This is a genomic window from Sneathiella sp. (genome assembly GCF_036960985.1).
Taxonomy (GTDB): domain Bacteria; phylum Pseudomonadota; class Alphaproteobacteria; order Sneathiellales; family Sneathiellaceae; genus Sneathiella.
In genome coordinates this window covers 127522-153525 of the sequence record NZ_JBALWD010000006.1, presented here as the reverse complement: position 1 = coordinate 153525, position 26004 = coordinate 127522, and the positions used below count along the sequence as shown (strand labels likewise).

The following is a 26004-nucleotide window of genomic DNA, read 5'->3' as shown; positions in this document are numbered from 1 at the left end:
TGAACCATCCAATTTGGAATTGATGCGACTGCAGTTTTAAACAAATAGAGAATTCGAGCATAAGTGATGAGCCAAGATTATTTACACCACGAAGAAGAAACATCATCCATTGATTTTCACCAGATTTTAGGCGCGGCGAAACGTCGATACATGTTCTTTCTTTTACCCTTTTTGCTTATATTATTTATTAGTATTGGTGTCATACTGTCGTTGAAGCCGGTTTATGAATCTACGGGCACAATTTTAGTTGAGACCCAACAAATACCATCGGATCTTATTCAGTCATCAATTACATCGGATGCGAATCAGCGTATTACGGTAATTCAGCAACGTGTCATGACGCGTCGAAATCTTTTGCAGATTATTGATAAGTTCGATGTGTTCGGAGAAGAAAGACAAAAATTACCAGTTTCGAAGTTAATAGAAAAGATGCAGGAATGGATAAATATAAATGTTATAACATCTGAGGTTTCTGGAGGCAGAGGCGGGACGTCAACTATTGCTTTTCAACTCTCATTTGATCACGAGAATCCAGAAATCGCAGCAAAAGTAGCCAACGAGTTGGTAACACTCTTTTTAAGTGAGAACGTTAAAACTCGTACAGCGCGTGCATCGGAAACTACGGAATTCTTAAATTCAGAAACACAAAAATTGCAGGATGCGCTTGTAGTAACTGAGAACGATATTGTTGCTTATAAGCAAAAATATCGGGACGCTTTGCCGGAGCATTTGGATCTTCGTTTGAGAATGTTGGAACGATCAGAGAATGACCTGCGAGAATATGTTCGAGAAATTAGGGCGTTAGAAGAAGAAAAACGTTATTTACAAATTGAATTAACAACTGCGAGAACAGGTAGAGCTGGTGCCGGCGGCGCTTTTATCCGATCTGAGCTACAAGAAAATATCGAAACTTTGAAAAAAGAGTTATTGGATGCTTCAACGCGTTTGACTGATTCTCACCCTAGTATGAAGGCACTCAAGAAGCGTATTGAAGCTTTAGAACAGCAAAAGATTGAAGAAGATAAAGAAGCCGTTAGGGCGGTGGCTGAGAATACACCGGTTGCGGGTGCTGTATACAATCCCTTAGTTGAAAAGCTGGGGATCCGGATTAGCTCAATAGATAGCAAAATCTCTGATGCACGTCGACAGATAGAAGAGGCGAAGCAAAAAGTTGCAGAGATAGAGGCGATCATTATCGAAATCCCTCAAGTCGAACGGGGTTTGAGTGTGTTGAATCGAACCTACGGGGATATTCTTGAAAAATTTAATGTTTTAGAATCTAAACAGGCTCAGGCTCAGCTTTCGCAGAACCTGGAAGAAGACAAGAAAGCGGAACGCTTCATTCTATTAGAACCACCAGTCGTCCCAACGGAGCCTATCCGTCCTGACCGGTTAAAAATTATGGGTATTGGAAGTTTTCTCGCTTTTGCTGTAGGCGTTGGTATTGTATTTCTTATTGAGCTTTTGGATAGGCGTATAAGAAGCGCTTCTGAACTCGAGGCAATCATGAAACACCCTCCGATCGTTTCTATTCCTTACATCACAACACCGTCGGAAATCGGTAAGCGCCGGTATATGTTGCTATTGTATTTATTGGCTCCAATTCTATTTGTCGGTGCCGCGTTAACCGCGGTGCATTTTCTCTACAGACCTTTGGATGTATTATTTTACAAAGCCTGGATTGCGCTGGACAAACTTAGCATTTCAATATTTTAGAGGTTTGATGTGGAACGTATAAAAGAAGCAATTGCGAAGGCTAAAGAGCAACAACCTGATGTTGTGCTGCCTTCTCCAAAAACCCAAGATGCTAACGGAACACCTAGTGGAAAATCTGAGAACGGTGAGATTAGTTACCGGCAAACACGGGTCGTCAATCTTGATATTAAGCATTTAGAAGAAAACCGTATTATTACCCTTGATAGTGAAGACCCGAATTCAATAAGTTTTGATATATTAAGAACTCAGGTTTTGGCGAAGATGGAAGCGAACCAATGGCGTACTCTCGCTATTACTTCACCAACACCAGAGTGCGGTAAAACAGTAGTTTCCATAAATCTGGCATTAAGTATCGCAAAGCAAACTGATTACACAGCATTGTTAGTGGATTTTGACCTTCGGCGGCCCCGAGTAGGAAGTTATCTGGGATTGCCGAATGAGAATACATTATCTGACTATATTGATGGTAAAATTCCTTTCACTGATGCCTTAGTTAATCCAGGTATTCCTAGATTTGTCGTGTTGCCAAATCATGCAGCGATCCGTAAATCTACGGAAATTCTTACGTCTCCCAAAGTAAAATCGCTGGTGACGGATTTACGAGATAGATATGAGAAACGGATTTGTATTTTTGATCTTCCTCCTTTGCAGTCTACTGATGATGCAATTGCATTTGTACCACAAGTGGATTGTGTATTGCTTGTCGTTGCAAGTGGGGAAACTAAACCATCGGATGTGAAGGAATGTCGAAGGCAACTTCAGGCTCATAATCTACTCGGTGTAATTCTAAATAAATCAGATGAGAAAGCGGCTGGATATTACTACTAATTGCGAGTAATAGTTTTTTACTTTTTTGAAGGGGGCTGCAAAAAATGTCTAGATATATATTGAGGTCTTTATGGAGCTGACAGCGCAACGATTGAGTTTGGCGAAACTGGCGTTACCAGTCGTACTTGTTCTCGTTCTTATTTTGTACATTCCGGATGGCGAACTTCTGTGGGCCGATTGGATGAATTTGGAAGAGTTTAGCCATGGCCCGTTGATGTTGGCGGTGTCTGTCTATTTGTTATGGGCAAGGCGGGCACTTCTGAATTCGTTCGACACAAGAGGAAATTGGTATGGTGTACTTTTTTGCGCGGTCGCAATTTTTGTTTACGCGCTTGCTTCGAAATCCGGAATTGAAAACCTCCGACATCTTAGCCTGTTCCTATTACTTTTCGGACTCTTTATCACCTTTGGCGGAGTAACTTACGGACGATTTATTTTGCCATCCCTGATTTTGTTGCCATTTGTGGTTCCGCCGCCGGCTTTTCTAAATGCGAACTTAACACACGGACTTCAATTGCTGTCCACGGATATGAGCGTTGTGATGTTGCGAGCGGCCGGCTTATCTGTTTTCCAAGATGGCACAATAATTGATATGGGGACAATAAAGCTAGCGGTTGTGGAAGCTTGTGCAGGCTTAAGGTATTTATACCCGATGATTGGCCTCGGAGTTATGGCGGGGATGATATTTGACATACCACTGTGGAAGCGAGGGTTATTTGTGGTTATTGCTGCAGTTGTATCCATTTTGATGAATAGTGTTCGAATTTTCCTAACGGGGGCGATAGCAGATTGGACTGATACTGCGGTCTCGGACGGTTTCTTCCACTTGTTTGAGGGGTGGGTATTCTTCCTTTTTTCATTCGCCGTAATGATGGCATTTTGTTATCTGGCGTTGAGTAGGAAAGAAAAATCCACAATTGGGCAAGGTGTACTAAAGGTTTCTGTTCCTGAAGAGGTTGCAACTGAAAAACCGATACCAATTGCGCCGCTTATAACCGGCGCGCTTTTATGTGCCTTAATGATTGTTTCCGTACTGTTTGTTCGGAATATCGACCCTGAAATCCCGGACCGTCGCCAGTTCACAAGTTTTCCTTTGAAAATTAACGGCATGATTGCGGAAGAGGATATTCTTCCTGGAATCGAACAAACAATCCTGAATATGAGCGACTATTTTCTCGGTCATTATCGAGCAAAATCTAGATCACCAATTACCTTGTTCATTGGGTACTACGAGCAGCAATCTGCTAGCAATACGCCCCACTCGCCACGTGTTTGCATACCGTCAGGGGGCTGGAAAATAGATGCTATAACGGAAATCGAACTGCAAAACGGCGATCGGAAAGTCCCCGTAAATCGAGTTCTTATTAGCCGTGGTGAAAATAAACTCCTCGTTTACTATTGGTTCCAGCAGCGCGGTAAATTTATTGCAAACGAATACAAAGCTAAACTGAATCTTCTGTTGGGAGGCATGTCTTCTGCGCGGACGGACGGCGCTTTGGTGCGACTTTATATGCCAATAGAGACCACCATGTCGGAAGTTATTGCTGATCAGGAACTAACTTTGTTTTCGGAAGAATTGTTTAAAGTTATGCCAGATTACGTTCCTGACTAATTTTCATTCTTTTTCCTAGTAATCTTTATATTTCCTGTCAAGAGAAGAAGGTCCCGTAAAAAGGAATAGTATTTTGAGTGATTTATGGAGGAGTTGACAAAGTATTCTGACGAGTCAATAGAATCGGGATTGACGCTATGTCGGCTTCGACTGCAGGGGAAGCATTAATTTCTGGGCATTAAGAATGTCAAGGACTGTAAATAGATCGTTTTTTGGGAGTTCGATCGCGCCTTTGGATTGCCTGAAGTTGCAAGGGACGCGGTAGGCGAGAGAGTATCTTCAATTTGCATTATCCGTGCTGCCGATTACGAACGTGAAAGTTTCTAACCGTCTCCGTCATGCTTTTTATCTAGTGACGCAAATATACTGATTTTCCTTTGAATAAAGCCTGCTCACTACTAATTATGGCATCCTGACAATTGTGGGACCGTATTCCTGCTGCGGCTTGGCCATAAATTTTCGGTTCATTGCCGCACAAAAGATTGCTTCAATTTGGTACAAATTGTGAAGAAATGCCATAAATTAATTATTAACTACTAATTGCTTTAAAACAAACCCATTCTTGCCCTAATTAGGCCATTTTTTACGTAGAAGTTTATTGTCTAGGATGAATTGTATCAATATAGAACAATAAGAAGCATGTAAAAAACATTGATGAGAGTGATTATTTGTTGTAATTAAACTAAGTATATAATTTTAGGAAATTTGTTACTTTTAATTTGCTCTTTGATTTATAATTATTAACGAAATGTTTATGAATTTACTATATATTTCTTCTATAGTTGGCATATTGTTGATGCCGGGAGATTATACGCAGTATTCGGATATTTCTACTAAGTATTCAGGAGAATTAATTGTGATGAGCACTGAAATTTCTAATGCAGAAAAGATTGAAGACGGATTACTGTTGGCGGCAGCCGAAAAACTTGGCGCGGGCACAGTGAATATTGGCAAAGACCCTTCATTGTTTAATCTTACAGATTTTACGATCAGCGCAACCTTCGAGCTAAATAGTATTAACGATGGCAAAGAGGGCATACTATGGAACCATACGCAATATGGTATTCTGGTAGATCAAAACGACCTTATCGTAAATCTGCGGGGAATTGAGGGAGATATTCGTGTTCGGGACGTTATTGATCAAGCGGGATGGCATGACGTTCAGGTGGTACACAGCCAAGAAACAGGAATATTGGAATTCTTTGTCGACGGTAAATCCGTTTATTCCGAAGCGGTTGAAGGTATAGATATAGGCGGCCCGTCCCATTGGGATGTTGAGCTTGGGAATGCGTTTGATAAGCCACTTGATGGACAGGTAGCCAATTTTTCCGTACATAATGAAGCTGTGCCTGTTGACAGTTCTCTATCAATTTATGATCGTATGCTTGAGTTGGATCAAGGAAGCGATGTGTCGGGGTTTTCTATGTCCGGCTACCAACCTGACCCTGACTATCAGCCTGGTTCTGGCTCTGATACTGGTAACGGTACTGATGGTGGTGGTGATAGTACAAATGACGACGCAAATGATCCAACTCCTCCCGCGGATGATGACGTTGCTGATTCTGGTAGCGGTTCTTCGGGTGGTGGTGATAACTCCAACGGCGGCGCGGGGACTCCTACCCCTCCTGTGGATGATGACGTTGCTGATTCCGGAGGCGGTGCTACGGGTGGTGGCACTGCGAGTGGTGGAGCAGACATGCCGCCGCTACCGACTACTGTTATTGAGGTTGGCAGCACTGCAGAATTACTTCAAGCTTTGTCAAACAATACTTCCGGCGACGTAACTATAAAATTACTTCCTGGCGACTATATCGGCGTTAGTATTAAAGATATGCACTTTACTGACGATATTGTTATAACGTCGGCGGACCCTGACAACCCTGCGAGAATGGCTGACCTTGACGTTAGAAATTCAGCAAATATCAGCTTTGCAGACATTGATTTTAAAGTGAACAACCCAGGCGAAGCGGGAATATTTGTGGCCTGGGTAAGAGATAGCGAAGATATTAATTTTTTCAATAATGTTTTTGATGGCGGGACCGATGAAATACGAGATGGCGATACGCGTGGTTTGAGTATCACTAGGTCAACGGGTAGTATTGTAAGCGGTAATGAGTTCACGTCTTTAACTCGTGGCGCAAATTTTGATCATAGTAGTGATTTTACGGTTAGCAATAATACGCTTCATAATATTCGGTCAGACGGGTTTAATTTTATTACTGTAGACGGTGCCAACATTGACGGAAATACATTCCTTGATTTTTATCCCGCCGACGGGGATCACCCGGATTATATTCAGTTCTGGACACAAGGGGAAACGGTAGGTTCTTCTAATGTCACCATCCAAAATAATTTTATGGCGCAATCTGGTGGCGGAGAGGCACAGGCAATATTTATCCGAGATGAGGCTGGTGTTGGCTACTCGAATTTTGTCATTCAGAATAACGTCATATATCAAAGTACTTATCACGGCATTACCGCAAATGGTATTGATGGTTTGGCCATAGAAAACAATACAGTTTTGTCGACTGTTGGAAGTAAGGAAAATACGCTCTGGATTCAAGTAACTGACTCTAATAACGTTGAAGTGCATGATAATATTGCTACGAGAATGTCATATGACAACGAAGCGAATTACAACACGAGTGGAAACATTTCAACGGAACTTAATGGTAAGTACGGTAGTAATTACGAAGACCTGTTTGCTCAGCCCCTCGATGCGGCTTCGAATAATGTAGAAGACTTTATTCAGCAGGACGGCGTGAATATAGGCGCAGATATTCAGGCAATTATTAATAATTCCAGCACCGGAGGAGTTGGGCAGCAAGGCAGCAACACGACCGGAGGTAACAGCAATACTCCTACCGATGTTGTTGTCGACACTCCTACCGATGGTGTTGACCCAGGTAACGTGGATACTATATTGCTTACGGGCAGCGCTGATAGTGATATTTTCGACTTCTCTCAAACCACAGTCGGGTCCACCGGACAGGGCACTAAATATGCTATCGATGGCTTCGGTAGCGGAGATAAAATTTCCTTTGAAGGTATTGGAAGCGGTAGCATTGAGTTTCTTGGGGGCGGCGAGTTCTATGCTCAAAGTTCGCAGGCTGGAAACGAGAATTGGTCGTTAGATAATATTGCCGAAAATTTTGGATCTGGTGAAGTGTCAATTGGACAAGATGCCTCTCTTTTCGACCTTGCCGGCGATTTCACAATGAGTGTAACGTTTGAGCTAGCTGACTTAACCAGTGGAAAGCAAGCTTTGCTTTATACCCATACAAATTATGGACTCTATGTACAAAATGATGACTTGGTGTTTGAGTTTAGACAATCTGATGGCAGCGGAAATAGTATCAGAGTGAAGGATGCAATTGATAATGCGGGCTGGAATGATGTTCAAGTGGTACATGATGCTGCTGCCGGCACTCTTGAATTCTGGGTTAATGGAGAATCTGTTTACTCCGGCTCTGACAAGGACATTGAAATCCAGCCTGCCTCCTATTGGGATGCATTGGCCGGCGGAGCGGGTTGGGGGGGCAAGCAGCTCAACGGACAGATCGCAGATGTCTCTGTCATAAATGAAGCTCTCGATATAGATGGTTCTCAAACAACCGTTGCAAGGACGGTTTCTATTGATAATCTTGATGACAATCATGCTTTCGATCACTATGCCGGAAATACGCAAATCACTTTTGACGAGCCCAGCCAAGTGCTTTCTGTTGATTTCAATGGAGATCAAAATGCTGATATGGAAATTGAATTGATCGGTGTTTCGTTAAGCGATCTTCATGCCAGTGATTTCCTGGCCTAAATTACCGGTTGAGTTTGGTTTTGCAATTTTGGCAATCCACTTTTGATTTGATTGTATATGCCCGGTTAATCATACTGGGTATATGCTTTTCGTGTTTGGTGCTTCCTGGTTGACCGGATTGTAAAACGACGTACAAGTGATTAAGGAAAGGCGATGAGTTAGGTAAAGGCGAACCTGGAGTTTCGGTAATAATTCCAACTTAAAACCGTGAAAAAAGTATTCGTGATTGTATTAATAGTGTCTCGAGCCAAACGCGTCCGCCATCGGAAATACTGGTTATTGATGATGGTTCGACCGACAAAACACCTGAAATACTTACAGAATTTGGTGGTCGGATAAAAATTATCCGGCAGAAGGATGGTGGCGTAAGCGTGGCTTGGAATGCCGGATTGTCAGAGGCTGCCGGTGAGTGGATTGCATTTCTGGATTCGGACGACTTATGGTTCCCTAATCGCCTGGAGGTATTCTATGAAGATGTTAAAAATTTCCCCGAGGGCGTTTGCGCGCTCATCGCATATAATATGGTCAAGTATGCAACGGCTAATCTAGATTTATTCGAGACTAGAGGATTTGATGTCCCTGAAGGAAAAGCGCTTCCTACTTTCTCTCCATTGGAAATTGCGTTGGCGGGTGTGTTTTCGCAGTGCTTAGTCGCTCGTAGAGTACTGCTTCAACAGCTGAACGGATTTGATACTGCATATTTAATGTATGAAGACATCAATTTGTACAGTCATTTAGAACTGCTAGGACCTTGGTTTCTAAACAATGCAATCATTGGGTACAGTGAGACGTCTCGAGGGAGATGACATCGCGCTGACTAATCAAGAGCGAACGCATAAGCGCTATTTAGCGTCGTCAAACATATCAATCATTGCGAATTTATTGGAAGAAAACCTTACAAGCAACCAGCGTTGTTTCGCTCAAAAGAGATATAGCAGCGGACTTTTATCATATGCAAGAGTTGAATATGAATTAAAATCCGGGGATACTAGAAAGCTGCTAATTGCTGCCGCTAGGGCGCATCCTTCGTTGTTGAGAGGATGGGGGAAAGTCGTTATTATCGTTGGTATTTGGAGATAAGAGATTTCTAATGGTTTTTAAATGAACGAAATTCTTCTTTCTTTAGGCGGATATACATCAAATTGGCATAATAAATTAACCCTTATTCTTTATAAAGATTGCTAGGCTATTTACGGAGCCAATAGAATAGAAACGGGATTCGATCAGCGTGCAAAAAGCAGTAGGTACACAAAAAATCTCGCCGTGGGTCTGGGTATTCTTTTTTATGCTGATCACGCCGGCGATATTTTACGTCGGTTCTATTAGGTTATCATCTTACAGAATTATTTTATTAATCTTGTTTATACCGTTGGTTATGCAATGGTTATCTGGAAAGTACGGAAAGATCATATTACCGGATGTATTGATCGTACTGTACTGTTTTTGGTATTCTATAGCCTATATATATAACCATTCCTTCGGCATTGTATGGGAGCTGATTGGCAGTCATACAATTGAGACCTTGGGGCCGTATTTATTGGCTCGAATTTATATTCGTAACCCAGCCCAATTCCGACAGTTTGTCAGGATTTTGTTTATCATTATTCTTATTTTGCTTGCAGTGGGTGTCGTGGAAACCTTTACTGGACGTTTGCTGATCAATGATGTCGTCGGTTTAGTCGCAAAAACATATAATTGGGCCGCCTATCCGCCTCGCCTCGGATTTTTTAGGGTACAGACAACATTCGAACACCCGATCCTCTTCGGGGTTTTTTGCTCAAGTGGTTTTGCTCTATTTTACTATACTAAAATCGGTAAATCTAAATATACCTCCGGAGTTTCCGGCGCGTCGGTTTCCGGCTTCGCAACATTTCTCTCCCTTTCTATGGGAGCGTACATATCCGTTGCCGCACAGATTGGCTTCATAATTTGGGACAAAACCACCCGTAAAGTGAAAAATTCATGGGTAAAATTGGCTAGTGGACTGGTGGCGCTTTATGTGCTGATTGATCTGCTTTCAAATCGTAGCCCGATCGAAGTAATCATCGGCCATATTGCTTTTAATAGTCACACATCATACTTTCGTGTTCATATCTGGAATTTTGGCCTGGAGAATGTAAAAAGTAACCCGATATTTGGCCTAGGGTTGCATGAGTGGATAAGGCCGGCTTGGATGCCATCAAGCATTGACAATTTCTGGCTGCTAACGGCGATGACTTCCGGCATTCCAAGTTTTCTATTTCTGGCGTTCGGCTTTTCTATTATTATCCGCAGAATTTATAAGCTTAAGATTTCGGATACCTGGTTGTCAAATTGCAGGAAAGGCATATTGTTTTCGATCATTGGTATCTTTTTGTCGCTTTGTACAGTTCATGTTTGGAACGCCACCTTTTGCTATTTGATGTTTCTCGTTGGATCATCTGTATGGCTAATTGATTATGCGCAAAAACAAAATAAACTGAGCCTGCCAGACCAGAATGATATGGAGGAAAGGGGCCAAGACGCCGGACCCTTGGGACTAATCTAACAAAGTGTTCGACAAACCCGGTTTCTCATTCTATTGGCATATGATTGTTGAAAATGCTGCACGATTAGGTTGTTTAAACGAAAGGGTTCCGATGCCAGCATGTAAGGCCCATGAATGCAGGGCAAACTCACTGGTTTTTCTGGGCTATTTGGATAGTATTGTTATAGACAGTTAAGCATTTAATAGTGGGCTTTAGGGTAGTATCACATTACGAGTTTACCCAGAAAAGGTAGAGTAGATTATGGAAGAAGAATTCTCAGTTGCTATTGGCGTAGCAGTGAATAATGAAGACATTTTGGAGAAAAACGTTCTTGCGTCTCCAGTTTTAAAAAAGGGGCAGGCAGATGTTCGGATGGTACGCGATGCAAAATCTGCGTCGATCGCCTATAATGAGATAATAGACACAACAACTGAAGATATAATTGTATTTGTCCATCAAGACGTCTACTTGCCAGAAAACTGGCTGCTTAATCTGCGAAATTTGATTGCTGAACTTGAAGAGAACGACCCGAATTGGGCGATACTTGGTTCATATGGAATTTCAAGAATAATGAACGAACACTGTGGATATGTTTGGTCCTCAAGTTTAGGGCGCGTACTTGGTGAGGAAAGGACTATTCCCGAAGCAGCGCAAAGTCTTGATGAGTTGTTGATTGTTCTCAAGCGCTCATCAAATTTGAGATTTGATGAGAACTTACCGAATTTCCATATGTATGGAACTGATATTGTGCAAATGGCCAATGAGAATAAATTTGGGGCCTATATTGTGCACTTGCCAGTTGTCCATAACGATTCCTTTCATGAAATATTGGGTAATGATTATGCTGATTCTTTCAAATATATGCGAAGAAAATGGAGACGAAAACTCCCCATTAGAACCACATGCGCCCGACTTACCTGGCGACCTTTCACCGTTGAATTTAACAGTCTAACCATGTGGCTGACACACAGTAAAAGGAAGGAATTGGCCCAGCCAATTACACGTTCTCCGAAAGAAATTGCTTTTGAATGCGGATGGGATTCGACGAACCTTGACTAGGCGTGACATTCAAATTACGAAAGAAAAAAATTGATAAGACGCTTTAATAAGAAATTGCCAATTTTTACACAACGTGTGGTGATTTCAATCCCTTTGCAAATAACTTCAACACTACTGCAATTCGCAATTACCATTTTCATTACCCGAACTCTCGACATTGATAGCTATGGTGCATATGTCTATGTATTTACATGGGCCACAATGATGGCTTTGTTTATTAACTTGGGATTTGATCAAGTGTGTATCCGGGAAGTCCCGAACATGATCGAAAAAAGGCGCTTTGAACAATTTTATGGATTAATAGTTACAATTTTATTCGTTTTTATTGTGACAACATTTGTTGCATATCTAGTATTGAAACTACTGTTGAGTCTAGATTTCATTTCCCTTGCCCCCGGCGCTTTTCTTACAATTCTTATCGCTTTCGTTATTGCAGTGAATAGCTCAGTAAATAGTTTTAACAACGCATTTCAGAATATAATTATTCCGCAGCTTATCAGTATCCTGGTAATGCAGGGTTCGTATTTGGCGTTACTTTTCTTGTGGGTAGCTTCATCAAGAGAACTGGATATTGAAGTAACCTTGGTAATTTATGTTGTCTGCGTCTTCGCTGCTGTATGTGTGCTTCTATTTCTGCTTATCAAGCGGATTAAAAAAATAGTTGGCGTTGTCGCAAGACCCAAATTAGATCCAATTCCTTTACTAAAAGCATCTATCCCGCTGGTTTTCGTGAGTTTCACATATTTAATTAATAGCAGTATCGATATTCTTATGATTGGGGCGTACCTTGAAGACAGTGATATTGGCATTTATCGTGTTGCAAGTCGTGGAGCAGCCCTAATCGGCTTAATACTTGTTATCGTTAACAAAATTCTAATGCCAATGCTATCGAAAGAGATGGCAAAAGGTAATAAGGATGAGGCGCAAAAGATTGTTACATTGGCGTCTACGGTATTGATGGGACTTGGAATAATATCTGGATTAGTGATTTTTTTTGGCGCTTCCATTTTTCTCGGACTATTTGGTGCAGTTTTTCTTGCCGGAGAAGCAGTGCTCAAAATTTTGCTTATCGCAAGCCTTGCGGATGTTTTCAGCGGTACCGTTGGTGCCTTATTAATTTTGAATAGGCGAGAAAAAGCATTGTTTATTATTAATGCTTTTGGAATATTGTTGAATATTATTTTGAATTTTTTGCTAATTGGCAAATATGGAATAGATGGAGCAGCAATAGCTACTGCGGTTGCAATTCTCTCGACTAGGATATTTATGGTTGCCTATGTGGTTAGAAAGACTGAGTATAAGCCAATTTCTTTTGCCTTTTGGAAACGGAATCCAATAAATCTGTAGCGTCTGCCTTGTTAAAAGGAGACTAACCTAAAAGTGAAGAAATTTCAGGGAGAGCATATCATACTAAGCCTTGTCTGCTCTTCAGAACTAAGATTGCGTTGTTCCCCCGTCTTGTAGGAGAAGGCAGTAAGTTTTCTGCGCCGTTCAGTAAGCGGACCATTTCTGATTGTTATACTAATCACTATTGTAGAAGATACAGCAGTTATTCATCGTAATATATTGGTAGCCGGTTTCTCAAAAATGCGAACATTCCTATACCGTCAAATATACTTACTTCAAAACATATCAGTCCTAACTCAAGCATAAAATAAAGGAGTATTTCTCACTCTAATGTCTAACCAATGTATACTATAGGGGTCTTGCTGATAATTAAATTAGAAACAAGCCAAAGCTTATTCTGATGTCACATTCAACTCTCAGAAAGCATTGGGAAGTAGTAGGAACGCAACAATAACAAAGGTTGTAAGAAACCATTTGACCGGCATGATACGGAATAGGCGAGATAAATAAAGTATTCCACGCCCCGCTAGGTCTGCATCTGAGTATGTTGCATAACAAAGCCAGAAATGATAAAGAAGATACTTACACCTTTCGCACCCCAATCAACAAATAACTTGAACTATTCAGTTGGCTTTTTATAGTGACTACGGTGCTAGTTGCGTGTGCGAAAATGACAATAGTCGCGGCAAATGCCCTTAGTGCTTGGAGGATTTCAATCACTTGTTCTTCCTACCTTCAGCATCTCACGGGTCACCGAAAGCTATTCATAACTTCAGCAACTGACCTGATCTCACAATTTTCTTGAAGCGCATAGTCCGCCGCATATTCAAGGGTCTTTGGTGTCACTCCATAAGGAGAGGGCAAGGTTTGAACATCGTGCGTATAAAAGATGAGCCAACCTTTTTTTTTCACTGCCATGTCAATAAGAAAGGCAATTTTTTGCGCCGAGATCTGATCTTCATACAGGGCATATGCTTTTAGGCAGGAAAGATCCAATCTTCCTACATTGAGGCCCGGATTTATACCCCGCCCCGTCAAAAATTGCTCAGAAACCATCCGTTTTGCTCGCAAGTTAACCGAACCGAATGGATAAGAAAAACTGAGCTGTTCATTAGTTCCTATGATTGAATTAATATAATTTTTGCTTAGGCCTATCTCTAGGGCCAATTGATCACCGGTTAAATCTGCGCATCTTTTATGATTGTATAGATGCGAAGCTAGCTCATGACCACTTTCTACAAGATAGGCAAGATCTTCTTCTGTCTGGCAGGGTAATTCATTTTCGAAACCATTCGTCAAGCCGCCGCATAAATAGAAGGTTCCCGATACCCCTTTATCTTTCAGCATCTCACCGCCGACCGTTATGGCAGTACGTGCGCAATCGTCGAAAGTAAAACTGACAACTGGCTGTTCAAAAACTAGATCTCCGGATTTGACACAAGCATAACGAGCAATATTTCTATCTAGCTTCTCTATAAATTTTCCTGCAATACTCATACATCAATACTCGATTATTTTTTCTTTTTCAAAATGTTGTAGGCCTTTTCTACCAATCTCATAAAAACAACAAGAGCTTGGTTACCTATCTCATACGGTCCTGCCGCAGTAACATCTATGCCATTAAAACCCTTCTTGAAGTGAAAAACACCTTTGTTTCCCTCAGGATCAATTCCTCCAAGGTCATACCATTTGCAACCTCGCTCTCTAGCTTCAAGAATTGCATGCCATTGTAATAAATATGATGCTTTAAGTTGGTTGCCTTTGGGCGTAGATGATCCGAGAAGGTAAACCGCAGTATCGCCAATGTAACTCCCTACATGAGCCGCTAGTATCTCACCTTTTTTTGAGACAGTTTGTATAAAAAATTGGTTGTCGCCTGTCAAATTTTCTTGAACCTTTTCATAAAAATCAACACCCAATGAAACTTTAAAACCCTTTTTTTCTTTTAACAGAATGAATAAATCTTCGAATTTCTGAAACCAACTTCCGTCGGTTCCCGTGGAGATAAGCAGTTCATTTTTTTGTGCCCGGTTCAATTGATTTCGCCACTTCCCATTCAAAGATGTTCTGATGTCATCTATTTCTTTTTCTATATCTACTAGAAAAGTCCTGTATTGGTCCGACGTACTGGTTCTTCTAAATCCAAGATCTTCAAATATTCTAGTCCGATTAAGGTTCCCTGTTTCTGAATATACAGGGCATTTTATTCGCAAAACGAAATTTCTTGTATGTGTATATTCATCGACTAAGGCCTGCAAACACAGCTTGAAATTATGTTCAACCTGTACTTCACTATTCTTGCAAATATGAATTGGGCCCCCATTCACATAAGCAATTCCTACGGAGAATATTGGGATTTTCTTCAGTCGTACATTCGTAAGCCCGATCAAGGTTTCCTTGAAATAAATTCCGACAAACTCTGATTCCGAGGCTATACGCCGAGCGCTTTCAATACCATAACTCCAAAGTTGCCGGTAGTTATAGTCACTAAATTCAGCAACATGCTTATTCCATTCTCCTTCAAGAAGAATTTTTATGTGAAGACCATTCATTCTGTAAATTGTTCCAGTTGTAAAAAGGGCCGATCAGGATTAAGAAATTTTCTTCAGGATCTTGCGTGCGATTTGCTCTCCAACTTGACCTCATCTAAAAGCTAGTACTTGCCGTACTAAAACATCACAACTTCATTTTTATCCAAAATGCCCATAGCGGTCTACTTTTTAACCGAAGTTTAGGAGACAGCTTCAAGAACCAAACGCGATAATAAACAAAATGCAGCCATTCTGACATTTTTAAATAGACACGAGTTTTGGCGACTATCCTCGAACCCGATCTTGTAAAAACCAGTCTTTTCATCTGATATTCTTGGCCACCAAGTGCTGTTTTGTATTCGTAATGCCCTGGTCCAGTATCAGCGAATTTTTTACCATCATTTATAAGAATTTCCAGGCTTTTCACATACCCAACTCGTCCTAGCGAAAAAGGTGCCATTTCTGGATCTGCATCGCGAGCGGACAGTCTTCGATAAGAAGTCATCCCTAGTTCAAAGGAAAAGGTTAGACATAAGGGTCTACCGCCGGTTGATAGTTCATAAAATTTGACGTGGCCTGTTGGTGCAAATTTGCGCACTAGCTCGCGATTGAACTCGAGACTCAATGGCCAGTCTCCGAAATGACCCAGTTTACCTAAACGATTCCAAAGCTTAGTATGAAAGTCTACGAAGATTTCAAAACTTTTTAATGCGTTTTCGTTTTCAATCATCCGGCTCTCGGGATCGAATTCGTTTGACAGAAGCCGGTTACTTTTGAGATATTTCTTTCTTTTACTTTTCCCCAAAGAACGCAAGTACTCATCGAAAGTTTCAGGAAGATCAAAAACAGTGTGAACCCCGACATCCTTTTTTTCGAGAAGAACAAAATTATCTTCCAATATCTCATTCCAACTATTTATAGTTGACAACGAATTTATTCCGGAAATGGGAGAGAGGCAAACAGCATCGCATTTATCACTAGAAAGCAACTTAGAAAGTACCGCCCTCATAACCTTAGCTTCGCAATTAGGCTGAACAGGAGGAGAAAAGACCGCGATCGTCCCATATGATCCCACAATTCTTGCAATCCGGATGGATGCAAAACCAATACGAAGGTGCTCTATACAAAAAGGAAGAGCGGCAATGACCTTCCCGTTTTCTCTGACAATAAAACATCGGAGATCACATTTTTTTGCGTAGAATTGTAACCAAGTTTCGAGCCAGTCCACCAGAAAATATATATCGCTTCCAATGGTCTTGACAAAACCGTCCCATTCCTCCTGGTGGATAATGAGCTCTTCCACAGACTGCAAAACCGTAAGCGATAATTGAGTGCAACTCATAGAATCCTGGGGACATTGATCAAAGGTCATTTTATTTCGATGGCTCCCTACCTAGGGTGTGAAACTTTAGACCCTGGATCGCAAGATATGCATTTTCCCTAAAATGTGCCCGCTGTGATAACAAGGAAAGAACACTAAACAAAACGCTGCGGGAAAACATAGAAATTAAATACAACAGTTTGAGTTGGAAATACCCCATAATTCCATAATGTTTTCTTGCATATATCATTTGGCTTTTTTGGAGCTGAACATACATTTGGGGACGAATTTGATGCGTGCTTTTGCTCCCGCCATCTCTGTGAATGATATGTGTTAAAGGTGTAAAAACGCATTTGTAACCATGCGCTCGGATACGCCGACACCAATCAGCCTCTTCTGCATAAACGAAAAAGGTATCGTCCATTTCACCAACTTCCTCGAGTACTCTTCTTGGAATAAGCATGAACATTCCCGAAACAACATCTACCTCCATTTCTGAACAACGGTCCCACCAGAAATATTCTGGCTTTCCCCAAAAACGACTGGATTTAGAAACACGATGCAGACCAGTTTGAATCAGTATTAAATTCCACAGAGTCGGATCACTAAAGCATGTTTTTTGGATTGAATTTTTAGACTCATAAACTTGACACCCCCCGCAACCTATTGAGTGATCCGTCTGCATCCACTGAAGCATCTTATCAATGGCACTGTCTTCTATTAGTGTATCGGGATTAAGTATGAGAACATAGCTGCCTCGTGAAGCCTTCAAGCCTTGGTTATTTGCTGCCGCAAAACCCCTGTTACTATCATTTTCTATTATGTGAACAGTATCAAATCCGTTTTTGATCGCCTCAACTGACCCATCGGAACTATTATTATCGATAACAATAATTTCATATTCTGATTGCGTATGTTCGATAATAGAACGAATACAATCCAGTACCATATCGCGTACGTTCCAGTTTACTATAATAACCGACACTTTTGTATTCATATTCTGAACTTTCAGGCGTAATTTTTATCCGAAAATCGAAGTCGCAACGTTCTCTAGTATCAAGAAGACGGAACATACCGCAACTTTGTAAATTTTTGGTTATCTTAAATAAAAAAACAGTTCAAATTTTGTTAGTTATTTAGGAGTAAATAGTAACAGATTGTTTAAGTTTTTAGATTAATCAATGTACAATTAAAGTAGTATCAAAATTATCGGCTTTAAATCTGACGATCCTGAAAGTCGCAAATGTTATACCAAAAATCAGCATTTCGTGGAACCAACGAAAGGGCCTAATTTGTGATGGTCTTCATAAGAAAGCAACACTGTAAGAATCCAACAATAGCGTTTTGGAATTTGATAAAAAGACCTCTTCCTTATTCCATTCCTGATTTTTTGACAGAAATTTTTCCAGGAAAGACGGTTTCATATTGTGCAAACGCTCGAGCAGGCATCTACGAAGCCGTTAAATCACTTAATATTGGCGACGGCGATCATGTTTTGGTGCCCGCATTTAATTGTGGATCGGAAGTAGATCCAATTTTAGTACTTAAGGCAGAAGTTACATTATTTCCTGTCGGGAAAGACACTATTATTTGTGCTGACGAGATCGCATCGAGGATCAAGAAAAATACTAAAGCAATATATATCATCCATTATTTCGGATTTCATCAACCTGAAATGCCCAGAATATTGGAATTGGCCAGAACCAAAGGAATTCCTGTTATTGAAGATTGCGCTCTATCATTATTTTCTGAAGCGAAAACAGACGACATTGAAGACAGTAGTGATTTCTCAATTTACTGTTTTTATAAATACTATCCGGTCATTGGTGGTGGTGCGCTGGTATGTAATCAGGCCGATATGGCACAAAAATTCAACAAACCTTTTCCCAAAAGGCTGGAACGAAACACAATAATAAAATCATTGTTACAGACTGTGTTCGGTGAGTATATCTACCGCAATCTCGTAAACACCGCAAAAAGGATATTAAGAAAAGACGCGGTGGACAAGACGTCTGCAAAAATGAATTCCCGACCAAGTATGCCACTTAATTATTATTTTAACTCGGTTTTTGATCAAGCACAGATAAGCAAAGTCACAAAGAAACTCCTCTTATCTTACAATCCAGTGGATATGGTCGCCGCAAGACGACGGAACTTCCTGTTGGTTCAGGAAGAGTTGAAAGATGTTAAATTTGCGACGCCTCTTTTTAGTACATTGCCAAAAGGAGTTTGTCCGCTTTCATTTCCTATCTTAGTTAGTAAGCAGGAAATACTATGCAAAGCGCTCAATGAGGCACAGATTGATGCTACCCCATGGTGGTCCGGTTATCATTTGGGCCTTGATTGGGATAATCAAGAGGCAGCTTGTTTCCTAAAAGATCATTTGATTTCTCTTCCAATCCACCAGTATCTCGAACCAAAACAGATCGTCTATATGATCGAGACACTCAAAAAACTTTTAGAAAACAATGAATGTCAGATAGTTGAGTTTGGAGAAAGGAACGCAGCATGAAGCTGGAATATCTTGAAAAACTAGATGGGGCTATGAGAGTCGAATGGGATACTTTCATTTATGAATCTAAAAATCAGCATCCGAGGCAGTTTCCCCTATTTGCCGATATTGAAAAGGCAGAAGGTCGCCACCCTTGTTTTGTGATCGGTACGGAAAATGAACGCATCTGTGCAGCGGCACTCGTTAGTCGTATCCCACACAAACTTTTGATGGGCAAGTATAGCTATGCGACAATACTGAGCGGTCCCATCTGCGATGACACAGAAAAATTGCGGGAATTTTTGACCTGTCTAATAAATGAGCGCGTCTTTAATAACGCCGGTAGGATTTTTGTATCCCCTTATTGGCTAGCGTCTGATGCTGAAAAGGCTCAAAAAATACTAGCCGAGATTGGTTTTAAATCTGCTGAGAAATCAAGTTTAAGAAAAACCGGTTTGGTAGACCTAAAAAGGTCCGAGCAAGAAATTTTGGCATCTTTCTCCAAAAGTGCTCGTAGGGAAGTACGTAGAGCAGAGCGAATGAATGTTACTGTGACAGCGGTTTCGCGAAAAGAGGAGTATGTTGCTTTCCTCAAAATCCTCAATCAGATGAGAAAATTAAGAAACCTTTCCGTACTTGATGAAAGTACGATGGGATTTTCTTTCGATCACTTCTACAAACACGGTAACCACGGTGTAGTTCTGTGTGCTTGGCATGACAATATTTTGTTGGCAGGTTTGCAAATTTACAGAAGTAAAGACATGGCTCACGGGCGCCATTTTGCGGGCGACAATGATAAACTCAAAGATCTGAAAAACCTTAGGATATCTCCGCTTTTATGGTTCGAAGGCATGAAGTGGGCGAAAGACAGCGGGTGCTCCCAATTTGACTTAGAGGGGTATAATGCAAATATTTCGAAAGGTGATTCCCGCTATTTCATTTATAAATATAAGGGAGAGTTTTCCCCGCAAGAAATTTCGCGAGTTGCAGAGCATTACATTGTTATAAACCCGATTTATGATTTTCCAGGAGACATAGTCCCAAAACTAAAGGTGCGTGTGAAAAGAATACTGAATAAGTAATCCTCTGTCCGAATTCGCCCGATACAATAATCAATAAGCACGAGTAACAACACGAATTCTAATCGAAAAACTACTTTTCTAGTCGTGTTCCCGTTCAGTGTAGTTGTGATTTTCCTGCTCTCGGGTGCCTGAGCCTGGACTTTTCATGTCGATGCAAAAGACTATCTTCGATAAAGCAGGATGGTGATAAAGATATGCCATAGCAATCCGCCCAATCATAACTTCAAAAAAGCCTATTTGGCGCTGGAGACACAATTATTTTCCAGAATAGAATTTTTGAGAAAATGTCTAATAGAAATCAACGCAATTATAATCTCATATCAACCAAAATTCAAGTGGATCACTCTGCTTGATCTCGAGGCAACCGTATACAAGAAGGTATTGTTTCGTACATAGTCCGATATCAGGATTTGATGGTTTCTGATAAAACATTTACAGAGGATTGAAGCGTTAAGTAGCCTATCGACTGCCCTATAGCAGGCGTCAAAGTTTGCAAACAGTTAATAGAAAAAGTGTTTTGCTATCGTATCTAGGAAAATTGGGAAAAAATTAACGAATTTTCGACATTAAGTGCTTTATATTTAATTTTGACACGGATGGATTAAATGAAATTGATAATACTCGCGGGCGCCTGATGTTCTTTTGAAATGGCCAAGCGGAGAAAATTCAATGTATTGTCGTTTGGAGAGTTAGTTGTCTGGATAAGCCTGATTTGCCATCAAACTTAGTAGCAAGGTTAGTAGTATAAAATGACAAAAATACCGCGGGTTCTAGCGATCGCCTCCGCCGGCGGGCATTGGGTTCAGCTACAAAGGTTACGGACAGCTTGGAGTGATTGCCGTGTTACATATGTAACGACAACGTCCGGATACAAAACTCAGGTTGAAGCGGATGCGCGGGATCGAGGAGAAACAATCCCCGACTATCACGTGGTGACGGATGCGAACAGGTGGCAAAAGTTTCGCCTGATACGTCAAATTTTCGAAGTTCTTTTTGTTATCATCAGAACACGGCCCGATGTTGTTATTTCTACGGGTGCAGCTCCGGGATTTTTCGCACTCAAATTTGGAAAATTATTTGGTGCTCGAACAATCTGGATTGATAGTATTGCAAATGCGGAAATTCTATCATTATCTGGACAAAAAGCAGCGAATTGCGCAGATCTTTGGATGACGCAATGGCCTCATCTTGCGGAAACTAAGGAAGGCGATCGAGGCCCAGAATATAAAGGCAGCGTTATATGATTTTTCTTACTGTGGGTACACAATTACCTTTTGACCGATTAGTAAAAGCACTGGATAATTGGAATACCGGCCAGGCCCCCGATCGCATTTTTGGTCAAATTGCGGATCCAGGCGATAAAGGTTATATGCCATCAAATTTCTATTTCAAAGACTTTATTGATCCGGACGAGTTTGCGCAGAAATATGAAGAAGCAAAATTGATTGTCGCCCATGCGGGCATGGGATCGATTATTTCGGCGCTGACACATCCCAAACCAATCGTCATTATGCCTCGTCGGGCAGATTTGTACGAACACAGAAATGACCACCAGCTTGCGACGGCGCAGCAATTTGCCTCTCGTGAAGGCATTTACGTTGCGAAAGATGAGATTGTGTTGGGCTCTTTGTTAGACGAGTTGTTGGCGAAACCGAATGAGGAGTTGGCTGGGCAAGCGGATGCCGCTCATGCAGGTCCAGAGCTAATTGCGGCGGTTCGAAGCTTTATTTTTGCAGATTCCAAGTCAGGAGGCAAAAAATGACCCGTACTTTGCCGAAAGAGCTTGAAGAAAAGCAGGCACTTCCCACTCTCACGTCTTTTGATGGTGTCATTTGCTTTGGTGGCGTTGATTGGTGGTACCATAATCGAGGGCATTATGATTTACAGATGATGCGTGAATTCAGTGAAATTGTACCTGTTCTCTATGTGAATTCCATCGGCATGCGCCCTCCGAAGGTCGGAGAGGGTGCGATGTTTTTTAAGCGCGTGGCACGAAAAATAAAAAGCCTTGGGCGAGGACTCGTTCGAGTGCGGCCAAATTTTAGTGTATTCAGTCCCGCTACTATACCAGGAGGCGGAGGAGGAAAGCTGAGCTCATGGCTGGCCAAAACAGCCCTTTCCTTTCAAGTTCGATTAGCGGCGCGTCGATGCGGTATAAAAACCCCTCTTGTTTGGATTGCCTGTCCTCCCGGCGCGATAATACTAGATGATCTTAAGGCGGCAAAAACAGTATATCAACGAACCGATCGTTTTGAAGATTTTGCAGGGGTAGATGTCGAGAAAATCAAACGTTTCGACAAGGAATTGAAAGAAAAATCTGATATAGTTCTATTTTGTTCACGAGAATTATTCAAAGTTGAGAAAGTGGAAAATTCTAATTCAATTTTTGTAGATCATGGCGTTGATTTTGAAACCTTTGAACAGGCAGGTATTTTGGCAAGTAATGGCCACGGAGAGCCACAAGATATTAGCAAGATAGGCCGGCCACGTGTTGGGTTTATAGGCGGTATTGACGCCCATACCTTTGACCCTGAACTATTTAATGAGGTCGCGAAATTGCTGCCCAAAGTTGAGTTTTTAATGATCGGAGCTTGCTCTTTACCAGAAGGTTGGTGTCCGCTAAAAAATGTTCATTTACTAGGGCAAAGACCGTACGAGGAAGTGGCAAAATATATGGCGGCTAGTGATGTTTTAATAATGCCGTGGAACAAGAGTGAGTGGATTAGAGCATGTAATCCAGTGAAAATGAAAGAATATTTGGCTGTTGGAAAACCTGTCGTGAGCACCTATTTTCCGGAAGTTGAGTATTTTGATCAATATATTGCTGTGGCTACGGAGGCAGAGGGCTTTGCTGCGAAAATTGAGAAGGCGCTTCAAAACAACGTTGAGCCAGAGTTTTTTAGAAGTCGAGTCCGGGAACACACTTGGTCAACCAAAGCTAAAGAAGTTTGGTCTGCTCTGGAATAGTTTTTGTCACGGTAATTTATTGCAGGATTTATGCGCAAATTTTATCAAAATTAAGTATATATTGAGAAATTTAAGGCATTCTTTCAAATAGCGTTTACAATATTTAGTTGAAAGAAATTCTACCTTGTCATTGAAATGGCCGGTGAAATAGAAATGTTCGCCACCTTGCTAAACATATAGCTAATGTTTATTTTGAAAAACTAATAGAGCTGGACCATGCTCAAACAGAGAAACAGGAATTACAGAGATGACTGTAAAAAATACAAAATTTTCTAATGTATGCAGGTACCTTGCGGCAGCGATTTTCATTTTGGTGGTCACAGCTTGTGATTCTCCTGAAGAGAAGGCTGCGGCGCATTATAAGTCGGGAATGGAATTCGTAGACGCGGGTAATTTTGTTAAAGCTGGAATTGAATTTAGAAATGCCTTGCAATTGAATGAGACTCTCGCAAACGGATGGTATGGTCTTGCGTTAGTAGAAGAAAGTGAAGGAAATTGGCCGAAATATGCGGGTGATATTTTAAAAGCGATAGAGTTGGACCCTAAGCATGTTAAAGCTCAAGCTCGCTACGGAAAAATCATGCTTCTTTCAGGAAGACTTGAAGACGCATTGAAAGCAAGTGATTTGATTACCGAATTGGATCCAGACAGTGCAGATACTTTAGCTTTAAAGGCGGCAGTTTTATTCAGGCTTGATGATAAGCCCGGCGCTGTTGCCGCGGCAACAGCGGCATTGAAAGCGGATCCCTCAAATATTGATGCTGTATCTGTTCTCGCGGCGGAACGACTGGAGGCAAAGCAACCGGGAGAGGCGGTTGCAGTAGTAGATGAAGGATTAGTTCACCGACCTGGAAATACTTCCCTACAGATGATTAAATTAAGAGCCTTGACGGCACAAGACGATGACGAAGGTATCATTAACGTTTTTCAAGAACTCATTGCAGAGAATCCAGAAGATCGAAATTTTAGAAAGAGTCTTTCATCTTTTTATCAGGCAAGAAATCGTATTGATGAAGCTGAAGAAGTGCTACGCGATATCGTGGTAGAAAATCCGGATGATGTCGATGCGAAGCTTGATATAGTTAGATTTACTCGCCGTACAAAAAATGATCAAGCAGCAAGCGGAGAACTTGAACAATTGATCAAAGATTTTCCGGACGAATTTAAGTTTAGGTTTGCGCTTGCTGAACTTTCAGAACGAATGGGTGATCAAGAAAAATCGGAATCTATTCTTCAATCCATAATTGACGACGCAAATGTCGCAGAAGATGTATTAGTCGCACGGAACCGGGTAGCTCGGACATATCTGACGAAGGGTGATTTGGCTCAGGCTAGAATTCTTGTAGATGAAGTTTTGGCTGCTGACGTGCAAAATAACCAGGCATTGGTAATGCGTGCCGCAATGCAAATTGACGAAGGCAATATCGAAGATGCAATTTCTAATTTGCGATCTTCACTCAAACAAAATCCGGATTCAGTTAGAACGTCTTTATTACTGGCGAAGGCACATGAAATAAACGGTGCTTTTGAACTGGCGGAAGATAGATTAGCTGCGGCTTATCGGTTTAGCAAGCGGGCGCCGGTGGTGGGCTTGACATACGCGCAGTTCTTTGTGCGCCAATCCGCGCCAGATCGTGCGGAAGACCTTTTGCAAAAAATGATTGTAAGAAATCCAAAGAATACCGATATATTGAAGGCGATGGCGCAACTGCAATTGCGAAAACAGAATTGGAGCGCGGCTGAGGAAATTGCGGACAAAATTAAGGAAATTGATGCATCCGATGTTGCGGGACTTCAAATAGGTGGGGCCGCGGCCGCGGGATTACAAAATGCAGATGATAGTGAGCAAGAATTTGAAAAAGCTTATGAGTCTACACCAGATTCAGGGCAGACCATGGTGTCTCTGGTTCAATCTTACCTTAGAAATGGTAAAGTTGACAAAGCCGAAAGCTTTTTAAACTCGGTTCTTGAAAGAAGCGAGAATAACTATGTAGCAAAATTGCTGTTGGGCCAAATTGCACTTGGTAAAGGAGAGCGTGAAAAAGCGGAAACGGAATTTCTGGATCTCATTAAAAATAATCCGGATCGTCCGGAAGGCTATATGATGCTGACTAGGTATTATCTGGCGAGCAACCAGGGAAAAGAAGCACAGGACATTTTGACGTCTGGATTGGCGGCGCTTCCAGATGATTTTACAATGAACTTGACGCAGGCCGGGCTCTATGAAGCGAAAGGTGACGTTGAGAAGGCGATTGCCGTATATGAGAAATTGCTGGTCGACAGGCCTAATTCGGAAATTGTCGTTAATAATCTGGCGAGTCTCATCGCCGAGGGAGCGCAAGACGAAGAAAGTTTGCGCAGAGCCTATGCACTTGCGAAACGTTTTAGAAACACGAAAGTTCCATTTTTTAAGGATACGTTAGGCTGGATCCATTATCGTTTAGGCGAGTATGAATTAGCAACACCTTTGATACGGGAAGCGGCGGAAGCCATTCCGAACATGGCCATAATTAGATATCACTTGGGTTTGGCGTATAAGGCGCAAAATAGTCTGAACGAAGCGGAAAAGGAACTTGAAGCGGCGTTGAAACTTGCGGAACGACAAAATTTTACTCAAGTAAAAGAAGCAAAACAGGCGTTAGAAGAAATACGTGCTGCAAAATCAAATTAGCCAAAGTCTATTTTTTACAAAAATTGTTATACCCGGTGTATCCGGTGGAAGATTGTCT

General features: G+C 41.4%; 17 protein-coding genes and 1 pseudogene. 14 read left to right on the top strand and 4 right to left on the bottom strand.

Annotated elements, in window-relative coordinates; translation table 11 throughout:
- Positions 1-66 precede the first annotated feature (66 nt).
- From V7723_RS05365 to V7723_RS05330, 8 genes and pseudogenes are all read left to right on the top strand, one after another.
- Positions 67-1716 (top strand): GumC family protein, encoded by a 1650-nt coding sequence (locus tag V7723_RS05365; RefSeq protein ID WP_335683407.1) that lies wholly within the window; start codon positions 67-69, stop codon positions 1714-1716.
- A 9-nt stretch (positions 1717-1725) separates the two neighbouring features.
- Positions 1726-2544, top strand: a complete 819-nt coding sequence (locus V7723_RS05360) for a CpsD/CapB family tyrosine-protein kinase (RefSeq protein ID WP_335683406.1) — start codon at positions 1726-1728, stop codon at positions 2542-2544.
- Between the two features lie 70 nt (positions 2545-2614).
- Positions 2615-4156: a VPLPA-CTERM-specific exosortase XrtD gene (xrtD, locus tag V7723_RS05355; protein WP_335683405.1), complete on the top strand. Its 1542-nt coding sequence runs from the start codon at positions 2615-2617 to the stop codon at positions 4154-4156.
- A gap of 748 nt (positions 4157-4904) precedes the next feature.
- The gene (locus V7723_RS05350; RefSeq protein ID WP_335683404.1) at positions 4905-7970 is read left to right on the top strand and encodes a right-handed parallel beta-helix repeat-containing protein; all 3066 of its coding nucleotides are present in this window, start codon (positions 4905-4907) and stop codon (positions 7968-7970) included.
- A 215-nt stretch (positions 7971-8185) separates the two neighbouring features.
- Positions 8186-8776: pseudogene (locus tag V7723_RS05345) on the top strand (glycosyltransferase family 2 protein); the annotation flags it as partial.
- A gap of 731 nt (positions 8777-9507) precedes the next feature.
- Positions 9508-10497, top strand: a complete 990-nt coding sequence (locus tag V7723_RS05340) for an O-antigen ligase family protein (RefSeq protein ID WP_335683403.1) — start codon at positions 9508-9510, stop codon at positions 10495-10497.
- Between the two features lie 241 nt (positions 10498-10738).
- Positions 10739-11536: a glycosyltransferase gene (locus V7723_RS05335; RefSeq protein ID WP_335683402.1), complete on the top strand. Its 798-nt coding sequence runs from the start codon at positions 10739-10741 to the stop codon at positions 11534-11536.
- Between the two features lie 75 nt (positions 11537-11611).
- Positions 11612-12883, top strand: a complete 1272-nt coding sequence (locus V7723_RS05330; RefSeq protein WP_335683418.1) for an oligosaccharide flippase family protein — start codon at positions 11612-11614, stop codon at positions 12881-12883.
- Positions 12884-13633: 750 nt separating this feature from the next.
- On the opposite strand, the gene V7723_RS05325 is transcribed toward V7723_RS05330, so the two are convergent.
- The 4 genes from V7723_RS05325 to V7723_RS05310 all read right to left on the bottom strand — a co-directional run bounded on the left by V7723_RS05325 (position 13634) and on the right by V7723_RS05310 (position 17732).
- The gene (locus tag V7723_RS05325; RefSeq protein ID WP_335683401.1) at positions 13634-14380 is read right to left on the bottom strand and encodes a polysaccharide deacetylase family protein; all 747 of its coding nucleotides are present in this window, start codon (positions 14378-14380) and stop codon (positions 13634-13636) included.
- A gap of 14 nt (positions 14381-14394) precedes the next feature.
- Complete coding sequence (locus tag V7723_RS05320) at positions 14395-15435, bottom strand: lipid II:glycine glycyltransferase FemX (RefSeq protein ID WP_335683400.1); 1041 nt, start codon at positions 15433-15435, stop codon at positions 14395-14397.
- Positions 15436-15559: 124 nt separating this feature from the next.
- The gene (locus V7723_RS05315) at positions 15560-16786 is read right to left on the bottom strand and encodes a GNAT family N-acetyltransferase (protein ID WP_335683399.1); all 1227 of its coding nucleotides are present in this window, start codon (positions 16784-16786) and stop codon (positions 15560-15562) included.
- 1 nt (position 16787) lies between these two features.
- Positions 16788-17732, bottom strand: coding sequence for a glycosyltransferase family 2 protein (locus V7723_RS05310; protein WP_335683398.1), 945 nt, complete (start codon positions 17730-17732; stop codon positions 16788-16790).
- Between the two features lie 300 nt (positions 17733-18032).
- On the opposite strand from V7723_RS05310, the gene V7723_RS05305 reads away from it, so the two are divergent.
- The 6 genes from V7723_RS05305 (at position 18033) to V7723_RS05280 (ending at position 25946) form a co-directional block, all read left to right on the top strand.
- Entirely contained in the window at positions 18033-19247 is a 1215-nt protein-coding gene (locus V7723_RS05305) for a DegT/DnrJ/EryC1/StrS family aminotransferase (protein WP_335683417.1), read from the top strand.
- Positions 19244-20308 (top strand): lipid II:glycine glycyltransferase FemX, encoded by a 1065-nt coding sequence (locus V7723_RS05300; protein ID WP_335683397.1) that lies wholly within the window; start codon positions 19244-19246, stop codon positions 20306-20308. The genes V7723_RS05305 and V7723_RS05300 overlap by 4 nt, the downstream gene beginning before the upstream one ends.
- A 749-nt stretch (positions 20309-21057) precedes the next feature.
- Entirely contained in the window at positions 21058-21552 is a 495-nt protein-coding gene (locus V7723_RS05295) for a hypothetical protein (RefSeq protein ID WP_335683396.1), read from the top strand.
- A complete protein-coding gene (locus V7723_RS05290) occupies positions 21549-22070 on the top strand; it encodes a glycosyltransferase (protein ID WP_335683395.1) in 522 nt (173 codons plus the stop codon). The genes V7723_RS05295 and V7723_RS05290 overlap by 4 nt, the downstream gene beginning before the upstream one ends.
- A complete protein-coding gene (locus V7723_RS05285) occupies positions 22067-23275 on the top strand; it encodes a glycosyltransferase (protein WP_335683394.1) in 1209 nt (402 codons plus the stop codon). Before V7723_RS05290 ends, V7723_RS05285 begins: the two co-directional genes overlap by 4 nt.
- Positions 23276-23522: 247 nt before the next feature.
- Positions 23523-25946, top strand: coding sequence for a tetratricopeptide repeat protein (locus tag V7723_RS05280; RefSeq protein WP_335683393.1), 2424 nt, complete (start codon positions 23523-23525; stop codon positions 25944-25946).
- The last annotated feature ends 58 nt before the right edge of the window (positions 25947-26004 follow it).